Origin of the sequence: Streptomyces sp. Go-475 (genome assembly GCF_003330845.1) — a bacterium.
In the GTDB taxonomy this organism is placed as follows: Bacteria; Actinomycetota; Actinomycetes; order Streptomycetales; family Streptomycetaceae; genus Streptomyces.
This window is the reverse complement of the sequence record NZ_CP026121.1, coordinates 3,759,095-3,783,450: the sequence shown is the minus strand read 5'-3', so window position 1 is coordinate 3,783,450 and position 24,356 is coordinate 3,759,095. Positions and strand designations below refer to the sequence as shown.

20 protein-coding genes are annotated in these 24,356 nt (G+C 73.0%); 13 read left to right on the top strand and 7 right to left on the bottom strand.

Annotated features, from left to right (window positions below):
- Positions 1-130: 130 nt before the first annotated feature.
- Genes C1703_RS17275 through C1703_RS17240 form a run of 8 tightly spaced genes read left to right on the top strand, consistent with a single transcriptional unit; the run spans position 131 to position 10,241 of the window.
- Positions 131-925 carry a TIGR03084 family metal-binding protein gene (locus tag C1703_RS17275; RefSeq protein WP_198678198.1) on the top strand — a complete coding sequence of 265 codons (795 nt, stop codon included), beginning with the start codon at positions 131-133 and terminating at the stop codon, positions 923-925.
- Positions 926-956: 31 nt separating this feature from the next.
- Positions 957-2,666 carry an acyclic terpene utilization AtuA family protein gene (locus tag C1703_RS17270; RefSeq protein ID WP_114253723.1) on the top strand — a complete coding sequence of 570 codons (1,710 nt, stop codon included), beginning with the start codon at positions 957-959 and terminating at the stop codon, positions 2,664-2,666.
- Positions 2,663-4,261, top strand: a complete 1,599-nt coding sequence (locus tag C1703_RS17265; RefSeq protein ID WP_114253722.1) for a carboxyl transferase domain-containing protein — start codon at positions 2,663-2,665, stop codon at positions 4,259-4,261. The genes C1703_RS17270 and C1703_RS17265 overlap by 4 nt, the downstream gene beginning before the upstream one ends.
- 10 nt (positions 4,262-4,271) lie before the next feature.
- Positions 4,272-6,119, top strand: coding sequence for a biotin carboxylase N-terminal domain-containing protein (locus tag C1703_RS17260; RefSeq protein ID WP_114253721.1), 1,848 nt, complete (start codon positions 4,272-4,274; stop codon positions 6,117-6,119).
- Between the two features lie 58 nt (positions 6,120-6,177).
- Positions 6,178-7,305 carry an acyl-CoA dehydrogenase family protein gene (locus C1703_RS17255; protein WP_114253720.1) on the top strand — a complete coding sequence of 376 codons (1,128 nt, stop codon included), beginning with the start codon at positions 6,178-6,180 and terminating at the stop codon, positions 7,303-7,305.
- 37 nt (positions 7,306-7,342) lie between these two features.
- Positions 7,343-8,911: a 4-coumarate--CoA ligase family protein gene (locus C1703_RS17250; protein WP_114253719.1), complete on the top strand. Its 1,569-nt coding sequence runs from the start codon at positions 7,343-7,345 to the stop codon at positions 8,909-8,911.
- A complete protein-coding gene (locus C1703_RS17245) occupies positions 8,908-9,642 on the top strand; it encodes an enoyl-CoA hydratase family protein (protein ID WP_114253718.1) in 735 nt (244 codons plus the stop codon). Before C1703_RS17250 ends, C1703_RS17245 begins: the two co-directional genes overlap by 4 nt.
- Positions 9,630-10,241, top strand: a complete 612-nt coding sequence (locus tag C1703_RS17240; protein WP_198678197.1) for a TetR/AcrR family transcriptional regulator — start codon at positions 9,630-9,632, stop codon at positions 10,239-10,241. Before C1703_RS17245 ends, C1703_RS17240 begins: the two co-directional genes overlap by 13 nt.
- Before the next feature lie 14 nt (positions 10,242-10,255).
- On the opposite strand, the gene pdxH is transcribed toward C1703_RS17240, so the two are convergent.
- Positions 10,256-10,924, bottom strand: a complete 669-nt coding sequence (gene pdxH, locus C1703_RS17235) for a pyridoxamine 5'-phosphate oxidase (protein ID WP_114253717.1) — start codon at positions 10,922-10,924, stop codon at positions 10,256-10,258.
- A 282-nt stretch (positions 10,925-11,206) separates the two neighbouring features.
- On the opposite strand from pdxH, the gene C1703_RS17230 reads away from it, so the two are divergent.
- Positions 11,207-12,307, top strand: coding sequence for a citrate synthase 2 (locus C1703_RS17230; protein ID WP_114253716.1), 1,101 nt, complete (start codon positions 11,207-11,209; stop codon positions 12,305-12,307).
- 30 nt (positions 12,308-12,337) lie between these two features.
- Here C1703_RS17230 and C1703_RS17225 read toward each other — a convergent pair whose 3' ends face one another.
- Together C1703_RS17225 and iscB are read right to left on the bottom strand one after the other, a co-directional pair.
- Positions 12,338-12,835: a diadenosine tetraphosphate hydrolase gene (locus tag C1703_RS17225; RefSeq protein WP_114253715.1), complete on the bottom strand. Its 498-nt coding sequence runs from the start codon at positions 12,833-12,835 to the stop codon at positions 12,338-12,340.
- Positions 12,836-13,384: 549 nt separating this feature from the next.
- Positions 13,385-14,335, bottom strand: a complete 951-nt coding sequence (iscB, locus tag C1703_RS17220) for an RNA-guided endonuclease IscB (RefSeq protein ID WP_269803230.1) — start codon at positions 14,333-14,335, stop codon at positions 13,385-13,387.
- 159 nt (positions 14,336-14,494) lie between these two features.
- On the opposite strand from iscB, the gene C1703_RS17215 reads away from it, so the two are divergent.
- Positions 14,495-15,892: a PAS domain-containing protein gene (locus tag C1703_RS17215; RefSeq protein ID WP_232840512.1), complete on the top strand. Its 1,398-nt coding sequence runs from the start codon at positions 14,495-14,497 to the stop codon at positions 15,890-15,892.
- A gap of 24 nt (positions 15,893-15,916) precedes the next feature.
- Here the strand turns inward: C1703_RS17215 and C1703_RS17210 are convergent, their stop codons facing one another.
- On the bottom strand, positions 15,917-16,672 hold the full coding sequence (locus C1703_RS17210; RefSeq protein ID WP_114253713.1) for an SIS domain-containing protein: 756 nt from the start codon (positions 16,670-16,672) through the stop codon (positions 15,917-15,919).
- 269 nt (positions 16,673-16,941) lie between these two features.
- On the opposite strand from C1703_RS17210, the gene C1703_RS17205 reads away from it, so the two are divergent.
- Both C1703_RS17205 and C1703_RS17200 read left to right on the top strand, forming a co-directional pair.
- A complete protein-coding gene (locus tag C1703_RS17205; RefSeq protein ID WP_114253712.1) occupies positions 16,942-17,634 on the top strand; it encodes a metal-dependent transcriptional regulator in 693 nt (230 codons plus the stop codon).
- A 747-nt stretch (positions 17,635-18,381) separates the two neighbouring features.
- Positions 18,382-19,338, top strand: a complete 957-nt coding sequence (locus C1703_RS17200) for an alpha/beta hydrolase (protein ID WP_114253711.1) — start codon at positions 18,382-18,384, stop codon at positions 19,336-19,338.
- A gap of 12 nt (positions 19,339-19,350) precedes the next feature.
- On the opposite strand, the gene C1703_RS17195 is transcribed toward C1703_RS17200, so the two are convergent.
- The 3 genes from C1703_RS17195 to C1703_RS17185 form a co-directional block, all read right to left on the bottom strand.
- Positions 19,351-20,940, bottom strand: coding sequence for a transporter (locus C1703_RS17195; RefSeq protein ID WP_198678196.1), 1,590 nt, complete (start codon positions 20,938-20,940; stop codon positions 19,351-19,353).
- Entirely contained in the window at positions 20,937-21,728 is a 792-nt protein-coding gene (locus C1703_RS17190) for an ABC transporter ATP-binding protein (protein WP_114253709.1), read from the bottom strand. The genes C1703_RS17195 and C1703_RS17190 overlap by 4 nt, the downstream gene beginning before the upstream one ends.
- Positions 21,729-21,839: 111 nt before the next feature.
- Positions 21,840-22,502, bottom strand: a complete 663-nt coding sequence (locus tag C1703_RS17185) for a bifunctional DNA primase/polymerase (RefSeq protein WP_114253708.1) — start codon at positions 22,500-22,502, stop codon at positions 21,840-21,842.
- A gap of 306 nt (positions 22,503-22,808) precedes the next feature.
- On the opposite strand from C1703_RS17185, the gene C1703_RS17180 reads away from it, so the two are divergent.
- On the top strand, positions 22,809-24,194 hold the full coding sequence (locus C1703_RS17180; protein ID WP_114253707.1) for a transcriptional regulator: 1,386 nt from the start codon (positions 22,809-22,811) through the stop codon (positions 24,192-24,194).
- Positions 24,195-24,356 lie beyond the last annotated feature (162 nt).

The window sequence follows — 24,356 nt, the reverse complement described above, 5'->3', positions numbered from 1 at the left end:
ACACACTTCCGGCCACCCCCAGTTTTTATGCAAGCACGCTTGCTTGTTTCTGGCGCCGCTGCCATGCTCCACAGCACGCCGCACCACCCCGCACCACCCCGCACACCGCCGTGCCCCGAGGGGAGCGCCCGTGTCCGATCCGACGTCCGTGATCGACGACCTGCGCCAGGAGAGCGAGGAACTCGACGGTCTCGTGGCCGGGTTGAGCGCCCGGCGCTGGACGCTCGCGACCCCGGCACCCGGCTGGACCGTGGCCCACCAGATCGCCCACCTCGCCTGGACGGACCGCTCGGCCCTGCTCGCCGTCACGGACGCCGACGGCTTCCGCGCGCTGGTCGAGAAGGCCCTCGCCGTCCCGGACTCCTTCGTCGACCAGGGCGCCGAGGAGGACGCCGGGCTCCCGCCCGACGCCCTGCTCGCCCGCTGGCGCGAAGGCCGTACGGCACTGGAGGCGGCCCTGCGGGCAGCCCCGCCCAAGGCGCGTTTCCCCTGGTACGGGCCGCCCATGTCGGCCGCCTCCATGGCGACGGCCCGCCTCATGGAGACCTGGGCCCATGGACAGGATGTGGCCGACACCCTGGGTGTGGTGCGCCCGCCCACCGACCGGCTGCGGCATGTGGCCCGGCTCGGGGTGCGGACCCGGGACTTCGCCTACGGCGTGCACGGACTGGCCCCGCCCACCGACCCCTTCCGCGTCGAACTCCGCGCCCCCTCCGGCGACCTGTGGGCGTACGGCCCCGAGGACGCCCCGCAGTCCGTCACGGGCCCCGCCCTCGACTTCTGCCTCCTGGTCACCCAGCGCGCCCACCGCACCGACCTCGCCCTGCGCGCCGACGGCCCCGACGCCGACCGCTGGCTGGACATCGCGCAGGCCTTCGCGGGACCGCCGGGCGGCGGACGCCCACCGAAGGGCCCCGCCTCGTGACGGCCCGCCCCCGGGCAAGGAGGGCCACCTCGTGACACCCCTGCGCATCGGCAACGCCTCCGGCTTCTACGGCGACCGCTTCGACGCGATGCGCGAGATGCTCACCGGCGGTGAACTCGACATCCTCACCGGCGACTACCTCGCCGAGCTGACCATGCTCATCCTCGGCCGGGACCGGCTCAAGGACCCGGGCGCCGGATACGCCCGCACCTTCCTGCGGCAGCTGGAGGACTGCCTCGGCCTCGCGCACGAGCGGGGCGTCCGGATCGTCACCAACGCGGGCGGGCTCCACCCGGCCGGACTCGCCGACGCCGTACGGGCGTTGGCGGACCGGCTCGGCATCCCCGTGCGTGTCGCCCGTGTCGAGGGCGACGACCTCACCGCCGCCCTCCCCCGAGCTGTCGGCTCCGCTCGAGCAGGGGGGACCCCCATCGGGAGCCTCGCCGCCCACGCCTACCTCGGCGGCTTCGGCATCGCGGCCTGTCTGCGCGAGGGCGCCGACGTCGTCGTCACCGGGCGGGTCACGGACGCCGCCCTGGTCGCCGGACCCGCCGCCGCCCACTTCGGCTGGACACCGGCGGACCACGACCGGCTCGCGGGGGCCGTCGTCGCCGGGCACGTGCTGGAGTGCGGGGCGCAGGCCACCGGCGGCAACTACGCCTTCTTCCAGGACGGCGACGTCCGCCGCCCGGGCTTCCCGCTCGCCGAACTCCACGAGGACGGCAGCTGCGTGATCACCAAGCACCCCGGAACCGGCGGCTTCGTCGACACCGGCACGGTCACCGCCCAGTTGCTCTACGAGACGGCCGGGGCCCGGTACGCCGGGCCGGACGTCACCGCCCGGCTGGACACCGTGCGGCTCGCCCAGGACGGGCCGGACCGGGTGCGGATCGAGGGCGTGCGCGGGGAGGCGCCCCCGCCCACCCTCAAGGTCGGGCTCAACCGGCTCGGCGGCTTCCGCAACGAGGTCGTCTTCGTGCTCACCGGCCTCGACATCGAGGCCAAGGCCGCCCTCGTGCGGGACCAGATGACACCCGCCCTGCGCGAAGTCGCCGACGTCCGCTGGGAGTTGTCCCGCACCGACCGGCCCGACGCCGACACCGAGGAGAGCGCGAGCGCGCTGCTGCGGCTCGTCGTACGGGATGCGGACCAGCAGGCCGTGGGGCGGGCGCTGAGCGGGGCCGCGGTGGAGCTGGCGCTGGCGAGCTACCCCGGCTTCCACGTGCTGGCGCCACCCGGAAAGGGCGCGCCCTATGGGGTCTTCGAGGATGTGTACGTCCCCCATGGGGCAGTCGACCATGTGGCCGTCCTCTATGACGGACGGCGGGTCGCGGTGCCGCCGCCCCACGACACGCGCGTACTCGACGACGTCCCGGAGCCGCCCCTGCCGGAGCCGCTGCCGCCCGGGCCGTGCCGCAGGGCCCCGCTCGGGCTGGTCGCGGGGGCCCGCAGCGGCGACAAGGGCGGCAACGCCAACGTCGGCGTCTGGACCCGCACGGACGACGCCTGGCGATGGCTCGCGCACGAACTGACCGTCGAGCGGTTCCGGGAGCTGATCCCCGAGAGCCGCCCGCTGAAGGTGACCCGGCACGTGCTGCCCCGCCTGCGCGCCCTGAACTTCGTCGTCGAGGGGATCCTCGGCCAGGGCGTCGCCGCCCAGCACCGCTTCGACCCGCAGGCCAAGGCGCTCGGCGAATGGCTGCGCTCCCGCCACCTGGAGATACCGGAGGCCCTGCTGTGACCGTTCTGACCTCCGCGCTCGACACCGGCAGTCCCGACTACCGGGCCAACCGCGAGGCCATGCTCGCCAAGCTCGCCGAACTCGACGCCGAGCACGCCAAGGCCCTCGCGGGCGGCGGCGAGAAGTACGTCGCACGGCACCGGCAGCGGGGCAAGCTCCTCGCCCGCGAGCGCATCGAGCTGCTCCTCGATCCCGACACGCCCTTCCTGGAGCTGTCCCCGCTGGCCGCCTGGGGCAGCGACTACACCGTCGGCGCGTCCCTCGTCACCGGCATCGGGGTCGTCGAGGGCGTCGAGTGCCTGATCACCGCCAACGACCCGACCGTGCGCGGCGGAGCGAGCAACCCCTGGTCCCTGAAGAAGGCCCTGCGCGCCAACGACATCGCCCTCGCCAACCGGCTGCCCTGCATCAGCCTGGTGGAGTCCGGCGGCGCCGACCTGCCCTCCCAGAAGGAGATCTTCATCCCCGGCGGCGCCATCTTCCGCGACCTCACCCGGCTGTCCGCCGCCGGCATCCCGACCCTCGCGGTCGTCTTCGGCAACTCCACCGCGGGCGGCGCCTACATCCCCGGCATGTCCGACCACGTGATCATGGTCAAGGAGCGGGCCAAGGTGTTCCTCGGCGGCCCGCCGCTGGTGAAGATGGCGACCGGCGAGGAGAGCGACGACGAGTCCCTGGGCGGCGCCGAGATGCACGCGCGCACCTCGGGCCTCGCCGACTACTTCGCCGTCGACGAGCAGGACGCGCTCCGCCAGGCCCGCCGCGTGGTCGCCCGCCTCAACCACCGCAAGGCGTACGGCGATCCGGCCCCGGCCGAGCCGCCCAAGTACGACGCCGACGAGCTCCTCGGCATCGTCCCCGGCGACCTGAAGAGCCCCTTCGACCCGCGCGAGGTCATCGCCCGGATCGTCGACGCCTCCGACTTCGACGAGTTCAAACCGCTGTACGGGACGAGCCTGGCCACCGGCTGGGCGACGCTCCACGGCTACCCCGTGGGTGTGCTGGCGAACGCCCGGGGCGTGCTGTTCAGCGAGGAGTCCCAGAAGGCCGCCCAGTTCATCCAGCTCGCCGACCAGCGCGACATCCCGCTGCTGTTCCTGCACAACACCACCGGCTACATGGTCGGCAAGGAGTACGAGCAGGGCGGCATCATCAAGCACGGCGCGATGATGATCAACGCAGTCAGCAACTCGAAGGTCCCCCACCTGTCCGTCCTCATGGGCGCCTCCTACGGCGCCGGCCACTACGGCATGTGCGGCCGCGCCTACGACCCCCGCTTCCTCTTCGCCTGGCCCAGCGCAAAGTCGGCCGTCATGGGCCCGCAGCAGCTCGCGGGCGTGCTGTCGATCGTCGCCCGCCAGTCCGCCGCCGCGAAGGGACAGCCGTACGACGACGAGGCCGACGCCGCGCTGCGCGCCATGGTCGAGCAGCAGATCGAGTCCGAGTCGCTGCCGATGTTCCTGTCCGGGCGGCTCTACGACGACGGCGTCATCGACCCGCGCGACACCCGCACCGTCCTCGGCCTGTGCCTGTCCGCGATCCACACCGCCCCCTACCAGGGCGCGCGCGGCGGCTTCGGCGTCTTCCGGATGTGAGGAACCCTCAGTGATCACTTCTGTGCTCGTCGCCAACCGGGGCGAGATCGCCTGCCGTGTCTTCCGCACCTGCCGCGAGCTGGGCATCCGCACGGTCGCCGTGCACTCGGACGCCGACGCGAACGCCCTCCACGCGCGCGTGGCCGACGCGAGCGTACGACTCCCGGGGGAGGCGCCCGCCGACACCTACCTGCGCGGCGACCTCATCGTGAAGGCCGCCCTCGCGGCCGGCGCGGACGCCGTGCACCCCGGCTACGGCTTCCTCTCCGAGAACGCGGACTTCGCCCGGGCCGTCCTGGACGCCGGCCTGACCTGGATCGGCCCGCCCCCGGACGCCATCGAGGCGATGGCGTCCAAGACCCGCGCCAAGCAGCTCATGGGCATCGAGCCCCTCACCGAGGTCACCGAGGCCGACCTGCCCGTGCTGGTGAAGGCGGCGGCGGGCGGCGGCGGCCGCGGCATGCGCGTCGTACGCCGGCTCGCCGACCTCGACGCCGAACTGGCCGCCGCCCGCGCCGAAGCGGCGAGCGCCTTCGGCGACGGCGAGGTCTTCGCCGAGCCGTACGTCGAGCACGGCCGCCACGTCGAGGTGCAGATCCTCGCCGACACCCACGGCACGGTCTGGGCGCTCGGCACCCGCGACTGCTCCCTCCAGCGCCGCCACCAGAAGGTGATCGAGGAGGCCCCGGCCCCCGGACTCCCCGGGGGACTGGAGGAGGAACTGCACGCCCTCGCCGTACGGGCCGCCCGGGCCGTCGACTACGTGGGCGCCGGCACGGTCGAGTTCCTCGTCGCGGGCGGCAGGGCCCACTTCCTGGAGATGAACACCCGCCTCCAGGTCGAACACCCCGTCACGGAGGCCGTCTTCGGCCTCGACCTGGTGGCGGAACAGCTCCGGATCGCCGAGGGCCACCCCCTCGGCACCGACCCGCCACGCGCGCGTGGCCACGCCGTCGAGGCCCGGCTCTACGCCGAGGACCCCGCCCACGACTGGTCCCCCCAGACCGGCCGCCTGCACCGCCTCGCCCTGCCCGACGGCATCCGCCTCGACACCGGCTACACCGACGGCGACGACATCGGCGTCCACTACGACCCCATGCTCGCCAAGGCCGTCGCCCACGCCCCCACGCGCGCGGAGGCCGTCCGCAAGCTCGCCTCCGCCCTGGAGCGGGCCGCGATCCACGGCCCCGTCACCAACCGCGACCTCCTGGTCCGCTCCCTGCGCCACCCGGAGTTCACCGCCGCCCGCATGGACACCGGCTTCTACGACCGCCACCTCCCGGACCTGTCCGAGCCGTCCCCCGACCCGCACGCCCCCCTGGCCGCCGCCCTCGCCGACGCGCATGCCCGCTCCCGCCCGGGCTTCGGCGGCTGGCGCAACGTCCCCTCGCAGCCGCAGACCAAGCGCTACCTGATGGCGGGCGAGGAGCACGAGGCCCGCTACCGGTACACCCGGCAGGGCCTGGAGGCGGACGGGGTGCGCGTGGTGCACGCCGACGCGGGTCTGGTGGTCCTCGAAGTGGACGGCGTCCGGCGCCGGTTCGAGGTCTCCCGCCACGACGACCGGGTCTACGTCAACACCACCGCCCTGATCGCCCTGCCCCGCTTCCCCGACCCGACCGCGCAGCACGCCCCCGGTTCCCTCCTGGCCCCCATGCCGGGCACGGTCGTCCGCGTCGCCGACGGCCTCGCGGCGGGCACACCGGTGAAGGCCGGCGAGCCCCTGCTCTGGCTGGAGGCGATGAAGATGCAGCACAAGATCACCGCACCGGTGACCGGAACGCTGACCTCATTGCCGGTCGCACCCGGTCAGCAGGTCGAGCCGGGGATGTTGCTGGCGGTCGTCCAGGAGGCCTGAAGGGGCGCGGGGAACCGCGCGCCCAGCCACATACGACCCGCACCCGAAAGGACGTCCCATGGACACCGAAGACCACACGGCGCTCCGAGCAGCCGTCGCCGCCCTCGGCAAACGCCACGGCCGGGGCGCCGACCCCGATCACCTCTGGTCCGAGGCGGGCAAACTCGGCTACCTGGGCGTCAACCTGCCGGAGGCACACGGCGGCGGAGGCGGCGGCATCACCGAACTCTCCATCGTCCTGGAAGAACTGGGCGCAGCCGGCTGCCCCCTCCTCATGCTGGTCGTCTCACCGGCCATCTGCGGCACGGTCATCGCCCGCTTCGGCACCGACGCCCAGAAGGAGACCTGGCTGCCCGGCCTGTCCGACGGCACCCGCCGGATGGCCTTCGGCATCACCGAACCCGACGCCGGCTCCAACTCCCACCGCATCACCACCACGGCCCGCCGCGACCAGGACACCGGAGGCTGGATCCTCACCGGCCGCAAGGTCTTCGTCTCCGGCGTCGACATCGCCGACGCCACCCTGATCGTCGGCCGCACCGAAGACGCCCGCACCGGCCGCCTCAAACCCTGCCTGTTCATCGTCCCGCGCGACACCCCCGGCTTCACCCGCCGCCCCATCGACATGGAACTGCACGCCGCCGAGAAGCAGTTCGAACTGGTCCTGGACGACGTACGCCTGCCCGCCGACGCCCTCGTCGGCGACGAGGACGCCGGCCTCCTCCAGCTCTTCGCCGGCCTCAACCCCGAACGCATCATGACGGCCGCCTTCGCGATCGGCATGGGCCGCCACGCCCTCGCCAAAGCCGTCGAATACGCCCGCGACCGCACCGTCTGGAACACCCCCATCGGCGCCCACCAGGCCATCGCCCACCCCCTCGCCCAGGCGCACATCGACCTCGAACTCGCCCGCCTGATGATGCAGAAGGCCGCCCACCTCTACGACACCGGCGACGACACGGGCGCCGGAGAGGCCGCCAACATGGCCAAGTACGCGGCCGCAGAAGCCTGCGTGAAGGCCGTCGACCAGGCCGTGCACACCCTCGGCGGCAACGGCCTCACCCGCGAGTACGGCCTCGCCTCGCTGATAACGGCCGCGCGCGTGGCTCGTATTGCCCCGGTCAGCCGGGAGATGATTCTCAACTACGTCTCCCACCAGACCCTGGGCCTGCCCAAGTCGTACTGAGCACCGAGACGGCCCGCGCCGCGAGGAGGAACCCGCCATGTTCCGCAGCGAGTACGCAGACGTCCCGCCCGTCGACCTCCCCATCCACGACGCCGTCCTGGCCCGGGCCGCCGAGTTCGGCGACACCCCGGCCCTCATCGACGGCACCGACGGCACCACCCTCTCGTACGAGCAGGTGGACCGCTTCCACCGGCGCGTCGCCGCCGCCCTCGCCGAGGCCGGGGTCCGCAAGGGCGACGTCCTCGCCCTGCACAGCCCCAACACCGTCGCCTTCCCGACCGCCTTCTACGCCGCCACGCGCGCGGGTGCCACCGTCACCACCGTCCACCCGCTCGCCACCGCCCAGGAGTTCGCCAAGCAGCTCACCGACTGCGCGGCCCGCTGGATCATCACCGTCTCACCCCTGCTGGACATCGCCCGCCGGGCCGCCGAACTCGCGGGCGGTGTCCGCGAGATCTTCGTCTGCGACAGCGCGACCGGCCACCGCTCCCTCATCGACATGCTGGCCACCACCGCCCCCGAGCCGCAGATCGCCATCGACCCCGCCGAGGACGTCGCCGCCCTGCCGTACTCCTCCGGCACCACCGGCACCCCCAAGGGCGTGATGCTCACCCACCGGCAGATCGCCACCAACCTCGCGCAACTCCACCCGGCGATACCCGCCGGCCCCGGAGAGCGCGTGCTGGCGGTCCTGCCCTTCTTCCACATCTACGGCCTCACCGCCCTGATGAACGCCCCCCTCCGGCAGGGCGCCACCGTCGTCGTCCTGCCCCGCTTCGACCTGGAGCAGTTCCTCGCGGCCATCCAGAACCACCGCATCACCGCCCTCTACGTGGCCCCGCCCATCGTGCTCGCCCTCGCCAAGCACCCGGCCGTCGCCCAGTACGACCTGTCGTCCCTGAAGTACGTCGTCAGCGCCGCCGCACCCCTGGACGCCCGCCTCGCCACCGCCTGCTCCGCACGCCTCGGCCTGCCGCCCGTCGGCCAGGCCTACGGCATGACGGAACTGTCGCCCGGCACCCACGTCGTCCCCCTGGACGCCATGCGCGACGCCCCGCCCGGCACCGTCGGCAAACTCATCGCCGGCACCGAGATGCGCGTCGTCTCCCTCGACGACCCGGCCACGGATCTGCCCGCGGGGGAGTCGGGGGAGATCCTCATCCGCGGCCCCCAGATCATGAAGGGCTACCTCGGCCGCCCCGACGCCACCGCCGCGATGATCGACACCGACGGCTGGCTGCACACCGGCGACGTGGGCCACGTCGACGAGGACGGCTGGCTGTTCATCGTCGACCGCGTCAAGGAACTCATCAAGTACAAGGGCTTCCAGGTCGCCCCCGCCGAACTCGAAGCCCTGCTCCTCACCCACCCCGGCATCGCCGACGCCGCCGTCATCGGCACCTACGACGACGACGGCAACGAGGTCCCGCACGCCCACGTGGTCCGCCGGCCCACCGCCACCGACCTCTCCGAGGCCGAGATCATGATGTACGTCGCCGAGCGCGTCGCCCCCTACAAGCGGATCCGGCACGTCACCTTCATCGACGGCGTCCCCCGCGCGGCCTCCGGAAAGATCCTCCGCCGACAGCTCAGGGAGCGCGCATGACCCTCATCGGCCGCACACGCGCGCGTGCCGTCCACACCCTCTCCCTCGACGCGCCCCACAACCGCAACGCCCTGTCCGCGCCCCTGGTCGCCGAACTCGCCGCAGCACTCACCGACGCCGGCCAGGACACCGGCGTCCGCGCCGTCGTCCTCACCCACACCGGCACCACCTTCAGCGCCGGCGCCGACCTCAAGGACCCCCCGCCCCCCGAGGCCCTGGTCGCCCTGCTCCGCCAGATCGTCGAACTGCCCAAACCGGTCGTCGCCCGCGTCACCGGCCACGTCCGCGCGGGCGGCCTCGGCCTCCTCGCCGCCTGCGACATCGCCGCCGCCTCCACCGAGGCCACCTTCGCCTTCACGGAGGTCCGCATCGGCGTCGCCCCCGCCGTCATCTCCCTGCCCCTGCTCCCGCGCGCCGACCCGCGCGCCCTGGCCCGCTACTACCTCACCGGCGAACGCTTCGACGCCGCCCAGGCGACCGCGACGGGCCTGCTCACCACCCACGCCGACGACGTCGACACCGCCCTGGCCCCCATCCTCGACGGCCTGCGCAAGGCGGCCCCCGACGCCCTGGCCGAGACGAAACGGCTGCTCACGGCTAGGGTGCTGGAAGCCTTCGACCGGGACGCGGCCGACCTGACCGCGCTCTCGGCCCGGCTGTTCTCCTCCCCGCAGGCACGCGAAGGAATGACGGCCTTCCTCGAACGACGGGATCCGGCATGGGTGGTGTGAGCACGGTCGACCGTGCGGAGAGAGTCCCCAAGCAGGACCGCAGCCGGGCCACCCGGCAGCGGCTCCTGGAAGCCGCCGTGGCCTGCCTCGCCGAGCACGGCTGGGCCGGCTCCACCGTCTCCGTCGTCGCGGAACGCGCCGGCGTCTCCCGCGGCGCCGCCCAGCACCACTTCCCCACCCGCGAGGACCTCTTCACGGCCGCCGTCGAATACGTCGCCGAGGAACGCTCCACGGCCCTGCGCGCCCTCTTCCCCGAGGGCGCGGCCGGCGACCGCCGCGCGGTCGTCGCCGCCCTGGTCGACCTCTACACGGGGCCGTTGTTCCGCGCCGCCCTCCACCTCTGGGTCGCCGCCTCCAACGAGGACCAGCTCCGCCCCCGCGTCACCGAACTCGAATCCCGCGTCGGCCGCGAGACCCACCGCATAGCGATCGACCTCCTCGCCGCCGACGAATCCCTCCCCGGCGTCCGCGAAACGGTCCAGGGCCTCCTCGACATGGCCCGCGGCCTCGGCCTCGCCAACCTCCTCACGGACGACGCGCCCCGCCGGGAGCGGGTCGTGACCCAGTGGGCGGAACTGCTGGACGAGGCACTGGGCTGACACCACGGGCCCGCTCAGGGGCTGAGCCGCTCCACCCGCCAGCTCCCGTCCGGCCGCTCCACGTACCGCAACCGGTCGTGCAGCCGGTTCTCGCGGCCCTGCCAGAACTCCACCGTCTGCGGCGCCACCCGGAAACCGCCCCAGTGCGGCGGCACCGGCACCTGCTCGCCCTCCGGGTAGCGGGCGGCCAGCTCGGCGTACGCCCCGTCGATGTCGGCCCGGGTGGAGACCACCGAGGACTGGGCGCTGGCCCACGCCCCGAGCTGCGAGCCGTGCGGGCGGGTGCGGAAGTAGGCCGCCGTCTCGTCCCGGCCGGTGCGCCGCGCGACCCCGGTCACGATGACCTGCCGGGCCATCGGATGCCACGGGAACAGCAGCGAGACGTACGGGTTCTCCGCCAGGTCGCGGGCCTTGCGCGAGTCGTAGTTCGTGTAGAAGACGAAGCCCTGCTCGTCGAAGTGCTTCAGCAGCACCGTCCGGGAGCTGGGGCGCCCCTCCGCGTCCGCCGTCGAGACGATCATCGCGTTCGGCTCGAACAGTCCGCCGTCCGTGGCGGCCTGCTTGAACCAGCGCGCGAACTGCTCGACGGGGGTGGCGGCCAGTTCGGTCTCGGAGAGCCCCTCCGCCCGGTACTGCTTGCGCATCGAGGCCAGATCGAAGGGGACGGCGTCGCGGTCGGTCACCCGGTCATCTTGCCGTACGGACGGTGTCCTTCGTCACTGCCTGGCACTGAGTGCCGTGAACCCTCCCCAAGGATGGCACTCGGGGATATCGTTTCCGTGCCGTTCCGGTTGGGTGACCGCCAGCCGCACGGGGCATCACAGGGGAGACCGGCCAGGACCGCGAGTCACCGCACACGACCGTGGATCCACCGGACGGCCGCCCGCTTCGCAAGCTGACTGACACATGGTTCTTTCGCTCACCCCACAACACCATCTGTCGCTTACATCACGAGGAGCCGCCTGATGTCCGACTTCGTACCCGGGCTCGAGGGAGTCGTCGCGTTCGAGACGGAGATCGCAGAACCGGACAAGGAGGGCGGCGCCCTGCGTTATCGGGGCGTCGACATCGAGGACCTCGTCGGCCACGTCTCCTTCGGCAACGTCTGGGGCCTGCTCGTCGACGGTGCCTTCAACCCCGGCCTGCCGCCCGCCGAGCCGTTCCCCATCCCCGTCCACTCCGGCGACATCCGCGTCGACGTCCAGTCCGCACTGGCCATGCTGGCGCCGGTCTGGGGCCTGAAACCCCTCCTCGACATCGATGCCGAACAGGCCCGCGAGGACCTGGCCCGCGCCGCCGTCATGGCCCTCTCCTACGTCGCCCAGTCGGCCCGGGGCCAGGGCCTGCCCATGGTCCCGCAGCGCGAGATCGACAAGGCCCAGTCCGTCGTCGAACGCTTCATGATCCGCTGGCGCGGCGAGCCGGACCCGAAGCACGTGGCCGCGGTCGACGCGTACTGGACGAGCGCCGCCGAGCACGGCATGAACGCGTCCACGTTCACCGCGCGGGTCATCGCGTCGACGGGCGCGGACGTCGCCGCCGCCCTGTCGGGCGCCGTGGGCGCGATGTCCGGCCCGCTGCACGGCGGCGCCCCCTCCAGGGTCCTGCACATGATCGAGGAGATCGAACGCACGGGCGACGCCGAGGCCTACGTCAAGCAGACCCTCGACAAGGGCGAACGCCTGATGGGCTTCGGCCACCGCGTCTACCGCGCCGAGGACCCCCGGGCGAGGGTCCTGCGCCGCACGGCCCGCGAACTGGGCGCCCCCCGCTTCGAGGTCGCCGAGGCCCTGGAGAAGGCGGCCCTGGCGGAACTGCACGCCCGCCGCCCCGACCGCGTCCTCGCGACGAACGTCGAGTTCTGGGCGGCCATCGTCCTGGACTTCGCCGAGGTCCCGGCCCACATGTTCACGTCGATGTTCACCTGCGCCCGCACGGCCGGCTGGTCCGCCCACATCCTGGAGCAGAAGCGCACCGGCCGCCTGGTCCGCCCCTCCGCCCGCTACACCGGGCCCGGCGTCCGCGACCCCCGCGAGATCGAGGGCTACGAGGACATCGCCCACTGACCCACCCCACCCACGGCGGCCTCACCCGACTCAGGGTGGGGCCGTCCACTCGTCCCGCCCCGCGAGCCGGTCCAGCTCCTCGCCGACAGCCTCCCGCAACGGCACGTGCCGCGGCCCGAGCGCGTACCGCTCCGCACCCCACATCTCCCGCGGATAGAGCCACACGGGCCGCCGTACGAGATCCTCGGGCTCCCACTCGTACCGCGGCCACACATGCGCGTGCAGGAACCCGTCGGTGTTCCCCAGGATCTCCAGATTGACCCGCCGGAACCCCGATTCCATCCGCCGGCAGGCCCGCTCCACCGCTTCCCCGAGCAGGTCCATGTCGCTCAGGAACGCCAGCCGTCTGCTCCGCGGCAGCTCCGACAGCCGCTCCACCGCCGGATCATCGGTCAGCAGCACCGAGTAGCCCGGCAGGAACTGCGTATCACCGATCGCCGCGAACCCGGCGTCCAGTCTCCGCATGACGGCCGGATTCTCACCCCGCAGCGCACTGCCGACCCGGTCGGTGCGCCACGCACCCGTCACGATCGCCCCCCGAAACGCAGACGACCCGCGAGTCTGGGTCCTCCTAGGAGGAGCCGGCCGGACGTACCGGCGACTCGCGGGTCGGGTGACTGCCTGAGATTGGGCCGGCTGCACGCTTCGCTCACGCGCTGGCTCGGCACCGCACTGAGTGTGGTGTCGGGCCGCTAGCCCGCAGCCACCTCACGCGTCCGGGATTCATACATCTGCCGGATCACCTCCTTTCCAGTGTGACCCACACACTAGGAACCGCTCGGCCGGCCATCAACCCATTTTCCGAGAGGTTGACCGTCGCGGTTCTGGCCGGACGCCCCAGCCGTATCCGTCACCCCGCTGAAGCAGCCGCAGATTCCGGTGGGAGACGTTGATCCGGCCCCGGGGGGTGGAGACGCTGTGCTGCCCCCTGGCCCGGACAGAGACCCTCCCGGTCCATGTTCCCGCCCACTTGCCGCCGGGCACGATCGCACGCACGAGGTCGGTACGCGTTCGGAGTGGTACGGGCGTAAGAGCCCCGGCCAGTGGCTTGGGCCGTCAGTGCATGCCGGGGGAGCCTCACGATCCGGTCGCCGACCGCGTGATCAAGAGGCCCGATGCACAGGGCATCCAGGGTGTGTGTTTTGTCCAAGCCCGTGGCGAGGCGGTTTGCCTTGGTAACGCTGCCGGACCAGGTGCCGCCGCAAGACGGTCGGCGCGATCCGCCAGGAAAGCCTCCACCGGCTTGCCGCCTTTGGCCCTGTTGCACGGAGAGCAGGCCAGAACAAGGTTGGAGATCCGGTCCGACCCTCCTCGGCCGCGGGGCCTGACATGTTCGATGTTCAAGGGCACGCCGGACATACCGCAGTAGGCACACGAACCGTCCCACACGACGCGCAGCCGGCCTCGGACGCTCGTTCCGGCCAAAGGACCTCGTTGGTGTTCGGCGCCCTTGAGCGGCCTGCCCGCGCTGAGCGAGTGCGTGTCGAAGGCGACGTGTTCCACGTGGATCTCCGTCACGGGTGCCCAGCGGCACAGTCGGTGGGCCAGCGAGAAGGTCGTGTCGACGCGATGGCGAACGGACGGAGGCAGCCAGCCTGGCCGGCGAGCGCGGTTGTCCGACCGTGCTGCCCGGTGGCGGAGGTTCGCACTGCGTCTACGGTGCCGGTACCCGGCGCGTCGACGTATGCCGGCGCGGATCTGGTCGCCGCGGTGCTGCAACTCGACCGAGACCAAGCCACGCCGGACGGTGATGACGGCGCCGTGGTCGCCGAGCTCCTTCTTCTCGTCGGTGACGACCAGGCCGGTGCCCTTGGAGCCGGGATCAATGCGCAACTCCACTCCCTCGACTTCCGACTCGTCGAACGAGCGGTCCTTCAGACGGATCACGAAGCGCACGTGCCGGACGACCACGGCCCTGCCTGCGGGAAGGCGCCAGAAAATCCCAGAAGCGCTCGTTCGTGCGAGTAAGCCCGGATTGTCGAACGTGCAGCCGGTCTTCCTGCTAAGGGCCGCACCCGAGAGCGGCACCGGCCCGGCCTCCGGGGCGTTGACGTGGGGATTGCCGCCGTACAACGATTCCTTCAATGTTGTGGGAACCCGGTGTGCGCTGGGTCACGTTCGAGTTGAATGATTGCGAGTAGCGAACCGGCGTGCCGTACGTGCGGACGCAGCCTGCAGGGGGTCCAGGTGAGTGCTTCCCGGCGTAGTGGGACCACCGACGAGCTGGGGCCGGACGAGCCCGGGCGGGACGGTTCGGATGGTTCGGATCTGCTTGCCGCGCTGCTGGACGGGATGGACGCGGCGCTGTGTGCCTTCGACGCTGACGGAGTCGTGACGCACTGGAACCGCGAGGCCGAGCGGATCCTGGGGTGGAGCGCGCAGGAGGCCGTGGGGCGGCGGGGGCTGGCCGGGTGGGCCGTGCGCAGCGCGGACGCCGAGGAGGTCGAGGGCCGACTGCTGTCCGCGATGCACGCCCCGGGGCGGCAGGTGCACGAGTTCGCGTTGCTGACGAAGGACGGCGGGCGGGTGCTCGTGCGGACGCAGTCGGCGGCGGTGCGGGGGCCCGACGGGAAGCCGGCGGGGGTGTACTGCGCGTTCAGCGAGGTGCACGCGCAGATCGACCTGGAGCGGTCGATCGCGCTGAGCGAGGCGCTGTTCGAGGACGCCAGTTGGGGTGTCGTGCTGGTGGACGTCGACCTGCGGCCCGCCGTGGTGAACGCGCACGCGGCCCGGGCGCTGGGCACGGGGCGTACGTCCGTGCTCGGGCGGCCGCTCGGGGAGCTGCTCGCGCAGGGTGTGGAGGAGCTGGAGAGCGCGCTGCAGCATGTGCTCGCCGAGGGCGCGCCGCCCGCGCCCGCCGAGGTGTGGGTGAGTGTGCGCACGCCGCAGGGCGAGAAGCGGCGGTGCTGGCGCAGCGGCTTTTTGCGGTTGGCCTCGCCGCTGGCGGAGGAGCCGGTTCCACTGGGGGTGGGCTGGCTGTTCCAGGACGTGACGGAGGCCAAGCAGGGCGAGCAGGAGGCGTCGCTGCTGCGGTTCCGTACGCAGCAGTTGCACCGTGCGTCGCGGGCGGCCGCCGAGTGCGAGGACCCGGCGGAGGCGGCGACCGTGCACCTGGACTTCGCGTTGGCCGGGTTCGCCGACCACGCGCTGATCGACCGGGTGGCGGGCGGCGCGCTCGGCGACGCGGAGGCTCAGGGGCCGGTACGGCTGGTGCGGGTGGCGGCCACGCCCTCCGGTGCGCCGGGGCCGAGCAGACTGGCCGACCGGGCGGGGCTGCCCGTGCGGTACGCCGAGGGGCATCCGGCCCTGCAGTGCGTGGAGCGGGTGGGCGCGTTGCGGGCGAGCGCGGGCGCGGTGCGGCCCGAGGAGGCCCGGGAGTGGGCGCTGGCCCGCCAGTGGCCGCCGGACGCGGTGCACGCGCTGTGCGCGGTGCTGCGCAGCCGGGCGCGGACCCTGGGCGTCGTGACGTTCCTGCGGGGCGCGGGGCGCGGCGCGTTCGAGCGGTCCGACGCGGTGTACGCGGAGGACGTGGCGGTGCGGATCGCGGCGGCGCTGGATCTGGCGGGGCTGTCGGACGGGGAGTGAGGGCGCGCCGGGCCGCCGGTGGCTTCAGTGCCGGTAGAAGATCCGGTCCCGGTACTGCTCCATGACCCGCGCGTTCCACTCGTGTCCGCCGTCGACGTTCCCGGAGCGCAGCAGCGGGGGCTCGATGCCGCGGTCGGCGAGGGTGGCGGCGGCCGTCGCCATGACGGCCTGGAGGAGGGCCGAGGTGACGACGGTGGAGGCGGGGGCGAAGGGGGCGGGCACCTTGTCGTGGGTGAGTTCCGCGTCGCCGACCGCGATCTTCGAGTCGAGGACGAGGTCGCAGTGGTCCTTCAGGTACGTGCCCGAGGAGTGCCGGGACGTCGTCTCCGAGGCGTACGCCACCGAGGTGACGCCGATGACGCGCACGCCCAGGGCGCGGGCCTTCACGGCCATCTCGACGGGCAGGGCGTTGCGCCCCGAGAGGGAGATGATCAGCAGGGCGTCGCCGTCGCGGAGCGGGGAGCTGTCGAGGACGGCGCCGGCGAGGCCGTCGACGCGTTCCAGGGCGGAGCCGAGGGGCGCGGGCATGACGTCGACGCCGACGACGCCCGGCACGGCGAGCAGGTTCATCAGGGCGAGGCCGCCGGCGCGGTAGACGAGGTCCTGCGCGGCGAGGGAGGAGTGCCCGGCGCCGAAGGCGAAGAGGCGGCCTCCGTTCGCGACGGTGTCGGCGAGGAGGGTGCCGGCCGCCGTGATGCTGTCGGCCTCCTCGTCGCGCACCCGGCGCAGCAGGTCGATCGCGGCGTCGAGGAACTGGCCGGCCGGCGCGCGGTCGCTCATACGGGGTCCCTTCGGGCTGGCCTCGCTGGCTGGTGTCGCGCATCACGGTGCGGTCTGGACCAGTGCGGTGTCAATACGGCCGCGCGGGGCCCGAAGGGGAGGCGTGCGGGGCCCGAAGAGGAGGTTCGTACCCCGCTGCCGGTCCGCGTAACCGACCGCTTCCCCTCCGGCGGCACGGTTGTCGGTGGTATCCGGCAGAATTGGGTGCAGGGCCAGCGCACGCGCCGGTGAGCCGTCCAGCCTCCGGCAGATCTCATCGAGGGGCACGTATGTCCGGACTGATCGACACCACGGAGATGTATCTCCGCACCATCCTCGAGCTGGAGGAAGAGGGTGTGGTCCCCATGCGCGCCCGTATCGCCGAGCGGCTGGACCAGAGCGGGCCGACGGTGAGCCAGACGGTGGCGCGGATGGAGCGCGACGGCCTGGTGTCCGTCGCCAGCGACCGGCACCTGGAGCTCACCGACGAGGGCCGCCGTCTCGCCACGCGCGTGATGCGCAAGCACCGGCTCGCCGAGTGTCTGCTCGTCGACGTGATCGGTCTGGAGTGGGAGCAGGTCCACGCCGAGGCGTGCCGCTGGGAGCACGTGATGAGCGAGGCCGTGGAGCGCCGTGTCCTGGAGCTGCTGCGGCACCCGACGGAGTCGCCGTACGGCAACCCGATCCCGGGGCTTGAGGAGCTCGGCGAGAAGGACGGCGCCGACCCCTTCCTGGACGAGGGCATGGTGTCGCTGGCCAGCCTCGATCCGGGCACCGAGGGCAAGACGGTCGTGGTGCGCCGGATCGGCGAGCCGATCCAGACGGACGCGCAGCTGATGTACACGCTGCGCCGGGCGGGCGTGCAGCCCGGCTCGGTGGTGAGTGTGACGGAGTCGGCGGGCGGGGTGCTAGTGGGCAGCGGCGGCGAGGCGGCCGAGCTGGAGTCGGACGTCGCCTCCCACGTGTTCGTCGCCAAGCCCTGAGCCGCGCGGGGCACCTGTCAGGTGCGCGCGGGGCGCGTCCCGGGTTTGGTGCCGGGCGGGCGCGGGGCTCGCAGGGGCCGGTGTCAGGCGTGCGCGAGCCCCGTCCCGGGGCTCCTGCCAGGCGCGTGCCGGGCTCGTCCCGGAGTTCCTGACAGGCGCGGGCGAGGGACGGCGCCGAGGCTCACGCCGGGGCGTCGCCCAGGGCCGCTGGGGGGCCGTGTGCCGGGGCATGGCGTGATCCGGGCCGAATCCTGTATTCAGTCCGTCGAATGGCAGCGCTCGTCCGCTTCCCGTGCGACGCTGTCGCGTGAGGCATATGACCTGAGGGGCTCTGGGCCGCGGCTCGACAGCGATGTCGCCCGGCCGGGGAGGGGGCGGGAGGATGTGCCGCGGAGATGTGGAGGGCCCCGGCGCCGTGTGGCGCCGGGGCCTGTCCTCCCCTGTGCTGACCCGGAGCCCCGAGCTCTCAGGGTCATCCCCCTCGGACCGTTTTTCCCCGAGCGGTCCGCCTCCCGCTGAAGATCTCCCCTCGGCGGCGGCGCTCAATCCCCGCGGGCGGTCACTCGAAGGTGGGGTGTTGCCCGCGAGAACGGCATCTTCGAAAGTGCATTCGATAGTCTGCGGATGACGCGAGGCGCGGTTCACCGGCGGACACAGCACGACAGGCACAGCAGGCAGAACACGGTTCACAGGACCGACCGGCTCGAGGGAGCCGCGGTCCGCGCGAAGCTTGGGGGGTGCCAGGACATGGCGCGACGCATCGACGTGACCGGGACGGGCGGCGTACGCCTCGCGGCCTGGGAGTTCGGCGACCCGCCCAAGACGGATCCGGCCGGCACCGATCCGGCCGGCCTCGATCCGGCGGCAGCCCACCCGACGCAGGACGGGCAGGCGGGACAGGCAGGGCAGGCCGGCGCGGGGACCGCCCCCGACGGCTCCCCGGGCGTGCTGTTACTGCACGGCCTCATGGGCCGCGCCTCCCACTGGGCCCCCACCGCCCGCTGGCTCTCCGGCCGGTACCGCGCGGTCGCCCTCGACCAACGCGGCCACGGCCGCAGCGACAAGCCCCCGCAGGGGGCCTTCACGCGTGACGCCTACGTCGACGACGCCGAGGCCGCTCTCGAACAGCTCGGCCTCGCCCCGGTCGTCCTCATCGGCCACGCCATGGGCGCGCTGACCGCCTGGCAACTCGCCGCCAAGCGTCCCGACCTGGTCCGCGGCCTGGTCATCTGCGACATGCGGGCCTCCGCGCTCGGCGCCGCGTCGCAGCGCGAGTGGGACCAGTGGTTCAAGTCCTGGCCGCTGCCCTTCGCCACGCTCGCCGACGTCCGCAAGTGGTTCGGTGAGGACGACCCCTGGGTGGAGCGGCCGAATCCGGCCCGCGGCGAGTTCTACGCCGAGGTGATGGCCGAGTCCCCGGACGGCTGGCGCCCCGTCTTCGAACCGGAGCAGATGCTCCGCTCCCGCGAGACGTGGGTGTACGACGCGCACTGGGAGGAGCTGGCCCAGGTCCAGTGCCCCGCCCTGGTCGTGCGCGGCCTGGACGGCGAGCTGGGGCGCGCCGAGGCCCAGGAGATGGTCCGCGTCCTGCCCCGCGGCCAGTACGCGGAGGTCGCCGACGCCGGCCACCTGGTCCACTACGACCAGCCGGAGGCCTGGCGCGCGGCCATCGAGCCCTTCCTGGACGCGCTCGACCACGACTGAGCCCCGCCCGGCTCACCCCTTGCTGACCGCCGCCAGGATCTCCGGCAGCCGCCGGGCCGTCCGCGGCGCGGCCAGACGCAGTCCCGCCGCCGTGAGCCCCGCCCCGTACGCCGCGCCCACCGGCAGCAGCAGCCACGTCCAGTCGTCGCCGCGCGCGCTCACGTTCAGCCAGATCGTGAGCGCGATGACGGGCGCGCACAGCACGGCGGACGCGATCATGCCGCCGAAGATGGAGATCCAGGCGAGGCCGGTCTGCCCGGGGGCGACGTTCTTGTAGCCCTCCTGGGGGATGGAGTAGGGGAAGCGGGCGGACGTCCACGCCCCGGTCGCGAGCATCGCGCCGAGCAGCGCGAAGGACAGCCCCAGCGCCTCGGGCAACCGCCGCCAGTCGCCGAGCATCGCCGTCGTCACGACCGTCACCAGCGTCGCGTACGGCAGGGTGATCAGGAGCAGGGCGTACGCCCGGGCGCGCAGCTCGACGTAGGCGTCCCGCGTCGAGGAGATCGTCAACGCGACGATCCAGAACGCCGAGGTGTCCTGCCCGAACTGGTTGTACATCTGGATGCCGAGCATCCCGGCGGCGAAGCACGCGAAGTACACCGACCCGGTGCCCTGCCAGGCGTTGAACACCGGCACGATCAGCCCGATGGCGAGCGAGGTCACCCACGCGGCCTTGGTCTTGGGGTCGCGCCACACGTACCGCAGGCTGCGCTCCATGACCGTGCCGGTGCGGCCCGGGGGCAGCAGCCGTCCGAGCCCGGTGGACGTGCGCTCGCGGGCCGCGCCGGCGGCCGGCAGGGTGGAGCCGTCGGGCGAGGTCATCAGCCGGGTCAGATGCCGGGACCACACGGCGATCAGCGCCAGCAGCGCGGCCCCGCTCAGGGCGAGTTGCGCGGCGGCGGTCCCGTACGAGCCCTCGCTCACCGAGTGCACCGCCCCGATCGCGGACGCGGGCGGCAGCCATCCGACCACGTCCGCCACCGGGTCCAGCTCCCCGAGTCCGGACGAACCGAGCCGTTGCGCGCCGAAGTTGACGACCTGCGCCCCGAGCGCGATGACCAGCCCGCTCAGCACCGCCAGGTCCCGCCCCTTGCGGCTGCTCAGCAGCCGGACGTTGGCGGCGGCGACGGCCCGCGCGAACGCCACGCACACCAGCAGCGCCAGGACGACGGCCACCACCCCGACGGCGCACGCGGCGGCGCCGCGTGCGACGGCGATCGCGGAACCGGCCAGCAGGCACAGCGTGAACAGCGGCCCGATCCCGATCAGCGAGGCCGCCAGCAGCGCCCGTACCAGCGGCCGGGGCCGCAGCGGCAGCATCACCAGCCGCGTCGGGTCGAGGGTCTCGTCCCCGCTGGGGAAGAACAGCGGCATCACCGCCCACCCCAGCCCCAGCACCGCCGTCAGCAGGACGACCAGGGCGTCGATGTGCGCCTGCCCGCGCAGCGCGATCAGGCCGGCCAGCTGGAGGGCGGCGAAGAGCAGCGCGGTGACGGCGGAGGCGATGTACGCGACGCGCTGCGCGCCGGACCGCCGCAGCCCGTTGCGCAGCAGCGACAGCTTCAGCCGGACGAAGACGGGGGTGATCGCCGGGGCGCTCACCGGGATCCGCCGCCCAGCCAGTCGAGGTCGGACCCGGCGTCCCGGCTCTGCGCGCCGACGAGTTCGAGGAACGCCCGCTGCAGCGACGGCGCCTCACCGCGCACCTCGGCGAGGGGGCCGGTGGCCCGGATCCGCCCGGCGGCCATCACCGCGACCCAGTCGCACAGCGACTCGACGAGCTCCATGACGTGGGAAGAGAACACCACCGTGGCGCCGGAGGCCGTGTATCGCTCCAGGACGCCCCGGATGGTCTGCGCTGAGACGGGGTCGACGCCCTCGAACGGCTCGTCCAGGAAGAGCACTTCGGGGTTGTGGAGGAGGGCGGAGGCGAGCCCGATCTTCTTGCGCATGCCGGTCGAGTAGTCGACGACGAGCTTGTGCTGGTCCCCGGCCAGGTCGAGGACGTCGAGGAGCTGCGTGGCCCGCTTGTCGACCTCGGCACCGGGCAGCCCGCGCAACCGCCCGGTGTACGCCAGCAGTTCCCGCCCAGACAGCCGCTCGAAGAGCCGCAGCCCCTCCGGCAGCACCCCGATCCGCGCCTTCACCTCGACGGGGTCCCGCCACACGTCGTGCCCGACCACCTCGACGGTTCCCTGGTCGGGCCGGAGCAGCCCGGTCACCATCGACAGCGTGGTGGTCTTCCCGGCCCCGTTCGGCCCGACCAGCCCGATGAACTTGCCCGCGGGCAGCTCCAGATCGATCCCGGCGACAGCCACCTGCTGCCCGAACCGCTTCCAGAGCCCCTGCACACGCACAGCGCTGGATCCCACCGCGCCTCCCTCCGTCATCGTGCACCCTACGGTTTCGGCGGTACCCAAGGGGCGCGGGGAACTGCGCGACAAGCCACGAACAACCCGCAGCCGCCGTCGAAGAGGAACCAGGCAGGACAGAAGGCGCGGCTACCGATCCCTGCCGCACGCGTACGCCAACGGCGAGATCAACTCCTCCGCGTCCGGCAGCCACCGATTCGCAGGCGTAGGCCGGCAGGCCCACTGCACGGCCCCCCGGGACCCGAACCGCGTGGGCGGCGCCGCCACATACGCCCCCTCACCCAGCACGGTCAGATCCAGCGAGGACAGCGACCACCCGAGCTTCCGCACCAGATCGGGCACCTTCACGGCGGCCCCCGGCAGGACGAAGAACTCCATCCGCCGGTCCGGCGTGAGCGTCACCGGCCCCAGCGTCAGCTCCATGCGCTCCATCCGCGCCAGGGCGAGGAACCCGGCGGTCTCCGGCACGGAGATCGCGTCGAACGTCCGCCCCGTCGGCAGCAGGATCGACGCGGTCGGCTGCTTCTGCCACATCCGGCGCGCGACGGTCGCGCTGCCCGTCGCCTGCGTCGCCCAGTCCGGGCGCGCCGGGTGCGACCCGGGTGCCGGACACGCGGCGTCACCGCAGGAGCAGCGCTGACTTCCGTCGACGGCTTCCAGCCAGGTGCCCGGGAACACGTCCCAGTGGCGCTCCTCGGCGTAGCGGACAGCGGTCTCCAGCAGCGATTCCCCGCGCTGCTTCGGGATCTGAGCGGCTTCGGTGCCGGCGATCGTCTCTTCCACGATGAACACAACTCTGGTCGTCACCAGGGGTTACGCCCGCCCGCGTGCGCGGGGAGGAGCATCCCGCCCGTGGCCGGGGCGCATGGGTGCATGTGCGGGGGCGCGCAGGAGGATCCGTGGCCGGGGGTGGGTAGCCACGAGTGGGGCCGGCAGCAGCCGTTACCCCGGCAATCCTCACATGCCTCGCATTTTCGCCTGGTCGGCGGGGCATTGATCTTCACGGCCGGATCTTTTCGCTGGGACGTGAGGGGTTCGGCCGCGGAAGACACGTCAACTCGGTGCGTGGGCAGGCACCGCAGCCACAGGGGGTACGCCATGGCCGCAAGGCCGCTCGTCGCTCGGCAGCCGAACGAACGGCTGCAGGCGCTCATCCAGGAAGCCGGATGCTCCAACGCCGGCCTCGCCCGCCGGGTCAACATGTGCGGTGCCGAGCACGGCCTCGACCTGCGCTACGACAAGACGTCCGTGGCGCGCTGGCTGCGCGGGCAGCAGCCGCGGGGCCGGGCCCCGGCGATCATCGCCGAGGCGCTGGGCCGCAAACTCGGCCGTACGGTCACGATCGACGAGATCGGCATGGCCAACGGCAAGAACCTCGCCTCGGGCGTGGGCCTGCAGTTCTCGCCGACGGTCCTGGGGGCCATCGAGCAGGTCTGCGAGCTGTGGCGCAGCGACGTGGGGCGGCGGGACTTCCTGTCCGGTTCCTCCGTCGCCGCGTCGGCGCTGGTCGAGCCCAGCCGGGACTGGCTGATCTCCGCGCCCGACGCGCAGGTCTCGCGCTCGGCCGGGCCGCGCGTGGGGCAGTCCGACGTGCAGGCGGTACGGGCCATGACGCAGGCGCTGGTGGACCTCGACCACCAGTACGGCAGCGGGCATGTGCGGCCGGTCGTCGTGCACTACCTCAACAGTGTCGTCTCCGGGCTGCTGGCTGGCTCCTACCGGGAGGCCGTCGGCCGCGACCTGTTCGCCGCGGTGGCCCGGCTGACGGAGCTGGCCGGGTACATGGCCGTCGACACGGGGCAGCCGGGCCTGGCCCAGCGCTACTACATCCAGGCCCTCCGGCTCGCCCAGGCGGCCGGGGACCGGGGCTACGGCGGGTACGTCCTGGCCGCCTCCATGAGCCATCTCGCCGCGCAGCTCGGGAACCCGCGGGAGATCGCGCAGTTGGCGCGCGCGGCGCAGGAGGGGGCGCGGGGGCGCGTGACGCCGCGTGCGGAGTCGATGTTCCACGCGGCGGAGGCGCGCGGGCACGCCCTGATGGGCGACGCGCGCGCCGCCCAGTCGGCGGCCGGGCGCGCGGTGAGCGCCCTGGAGGCGGCCGACCCGTCCGCCGGGGACGACCCGGTGTGGATCGCGCACTTCGACGAGGCGTATCTCGCCGACGAGTTGGCCCACTGCCACCGCGACCTGGGGCAGGCCGAGGCGGCGGCGCGGTGCGCGCAGGAGTCGCTGGCCGGGCATCCCGAGACGCGGGCGCGCCGCCGGGCCATCGGCTATGTGCTGCTCGCCACGGCGCAGGTGCAGCAGCGCGAGATCGAGGAGGCGTGCAGCACGGGCATGAAGGCCGTGGAGCTGCTGGAGGGGCTGCGGTCCAACCGGGGCGCCGAGTATCTGGAGGACTTCCAGCAGCGGCTGGAGCCGTACCGGGACGAGGCCGTGGTAAGGGAGTTCGGGGCGCGGCTGGACCTGCAGGCGGCGGCGTGAACACAGGGTCTGCGGATGCGTGAACGTGCGGAAAACGGCCGCTCGGCGCGCGGGAGGTGAGATGAGCGGCGCGCCGTGACCCGGTTTTGTGGCCGCGCTCACAGGGCAGGAGGTCGCGCCCTGTGCTGCGTGGCACCGGGCTCAGGGGACCCGGTAGCGTGA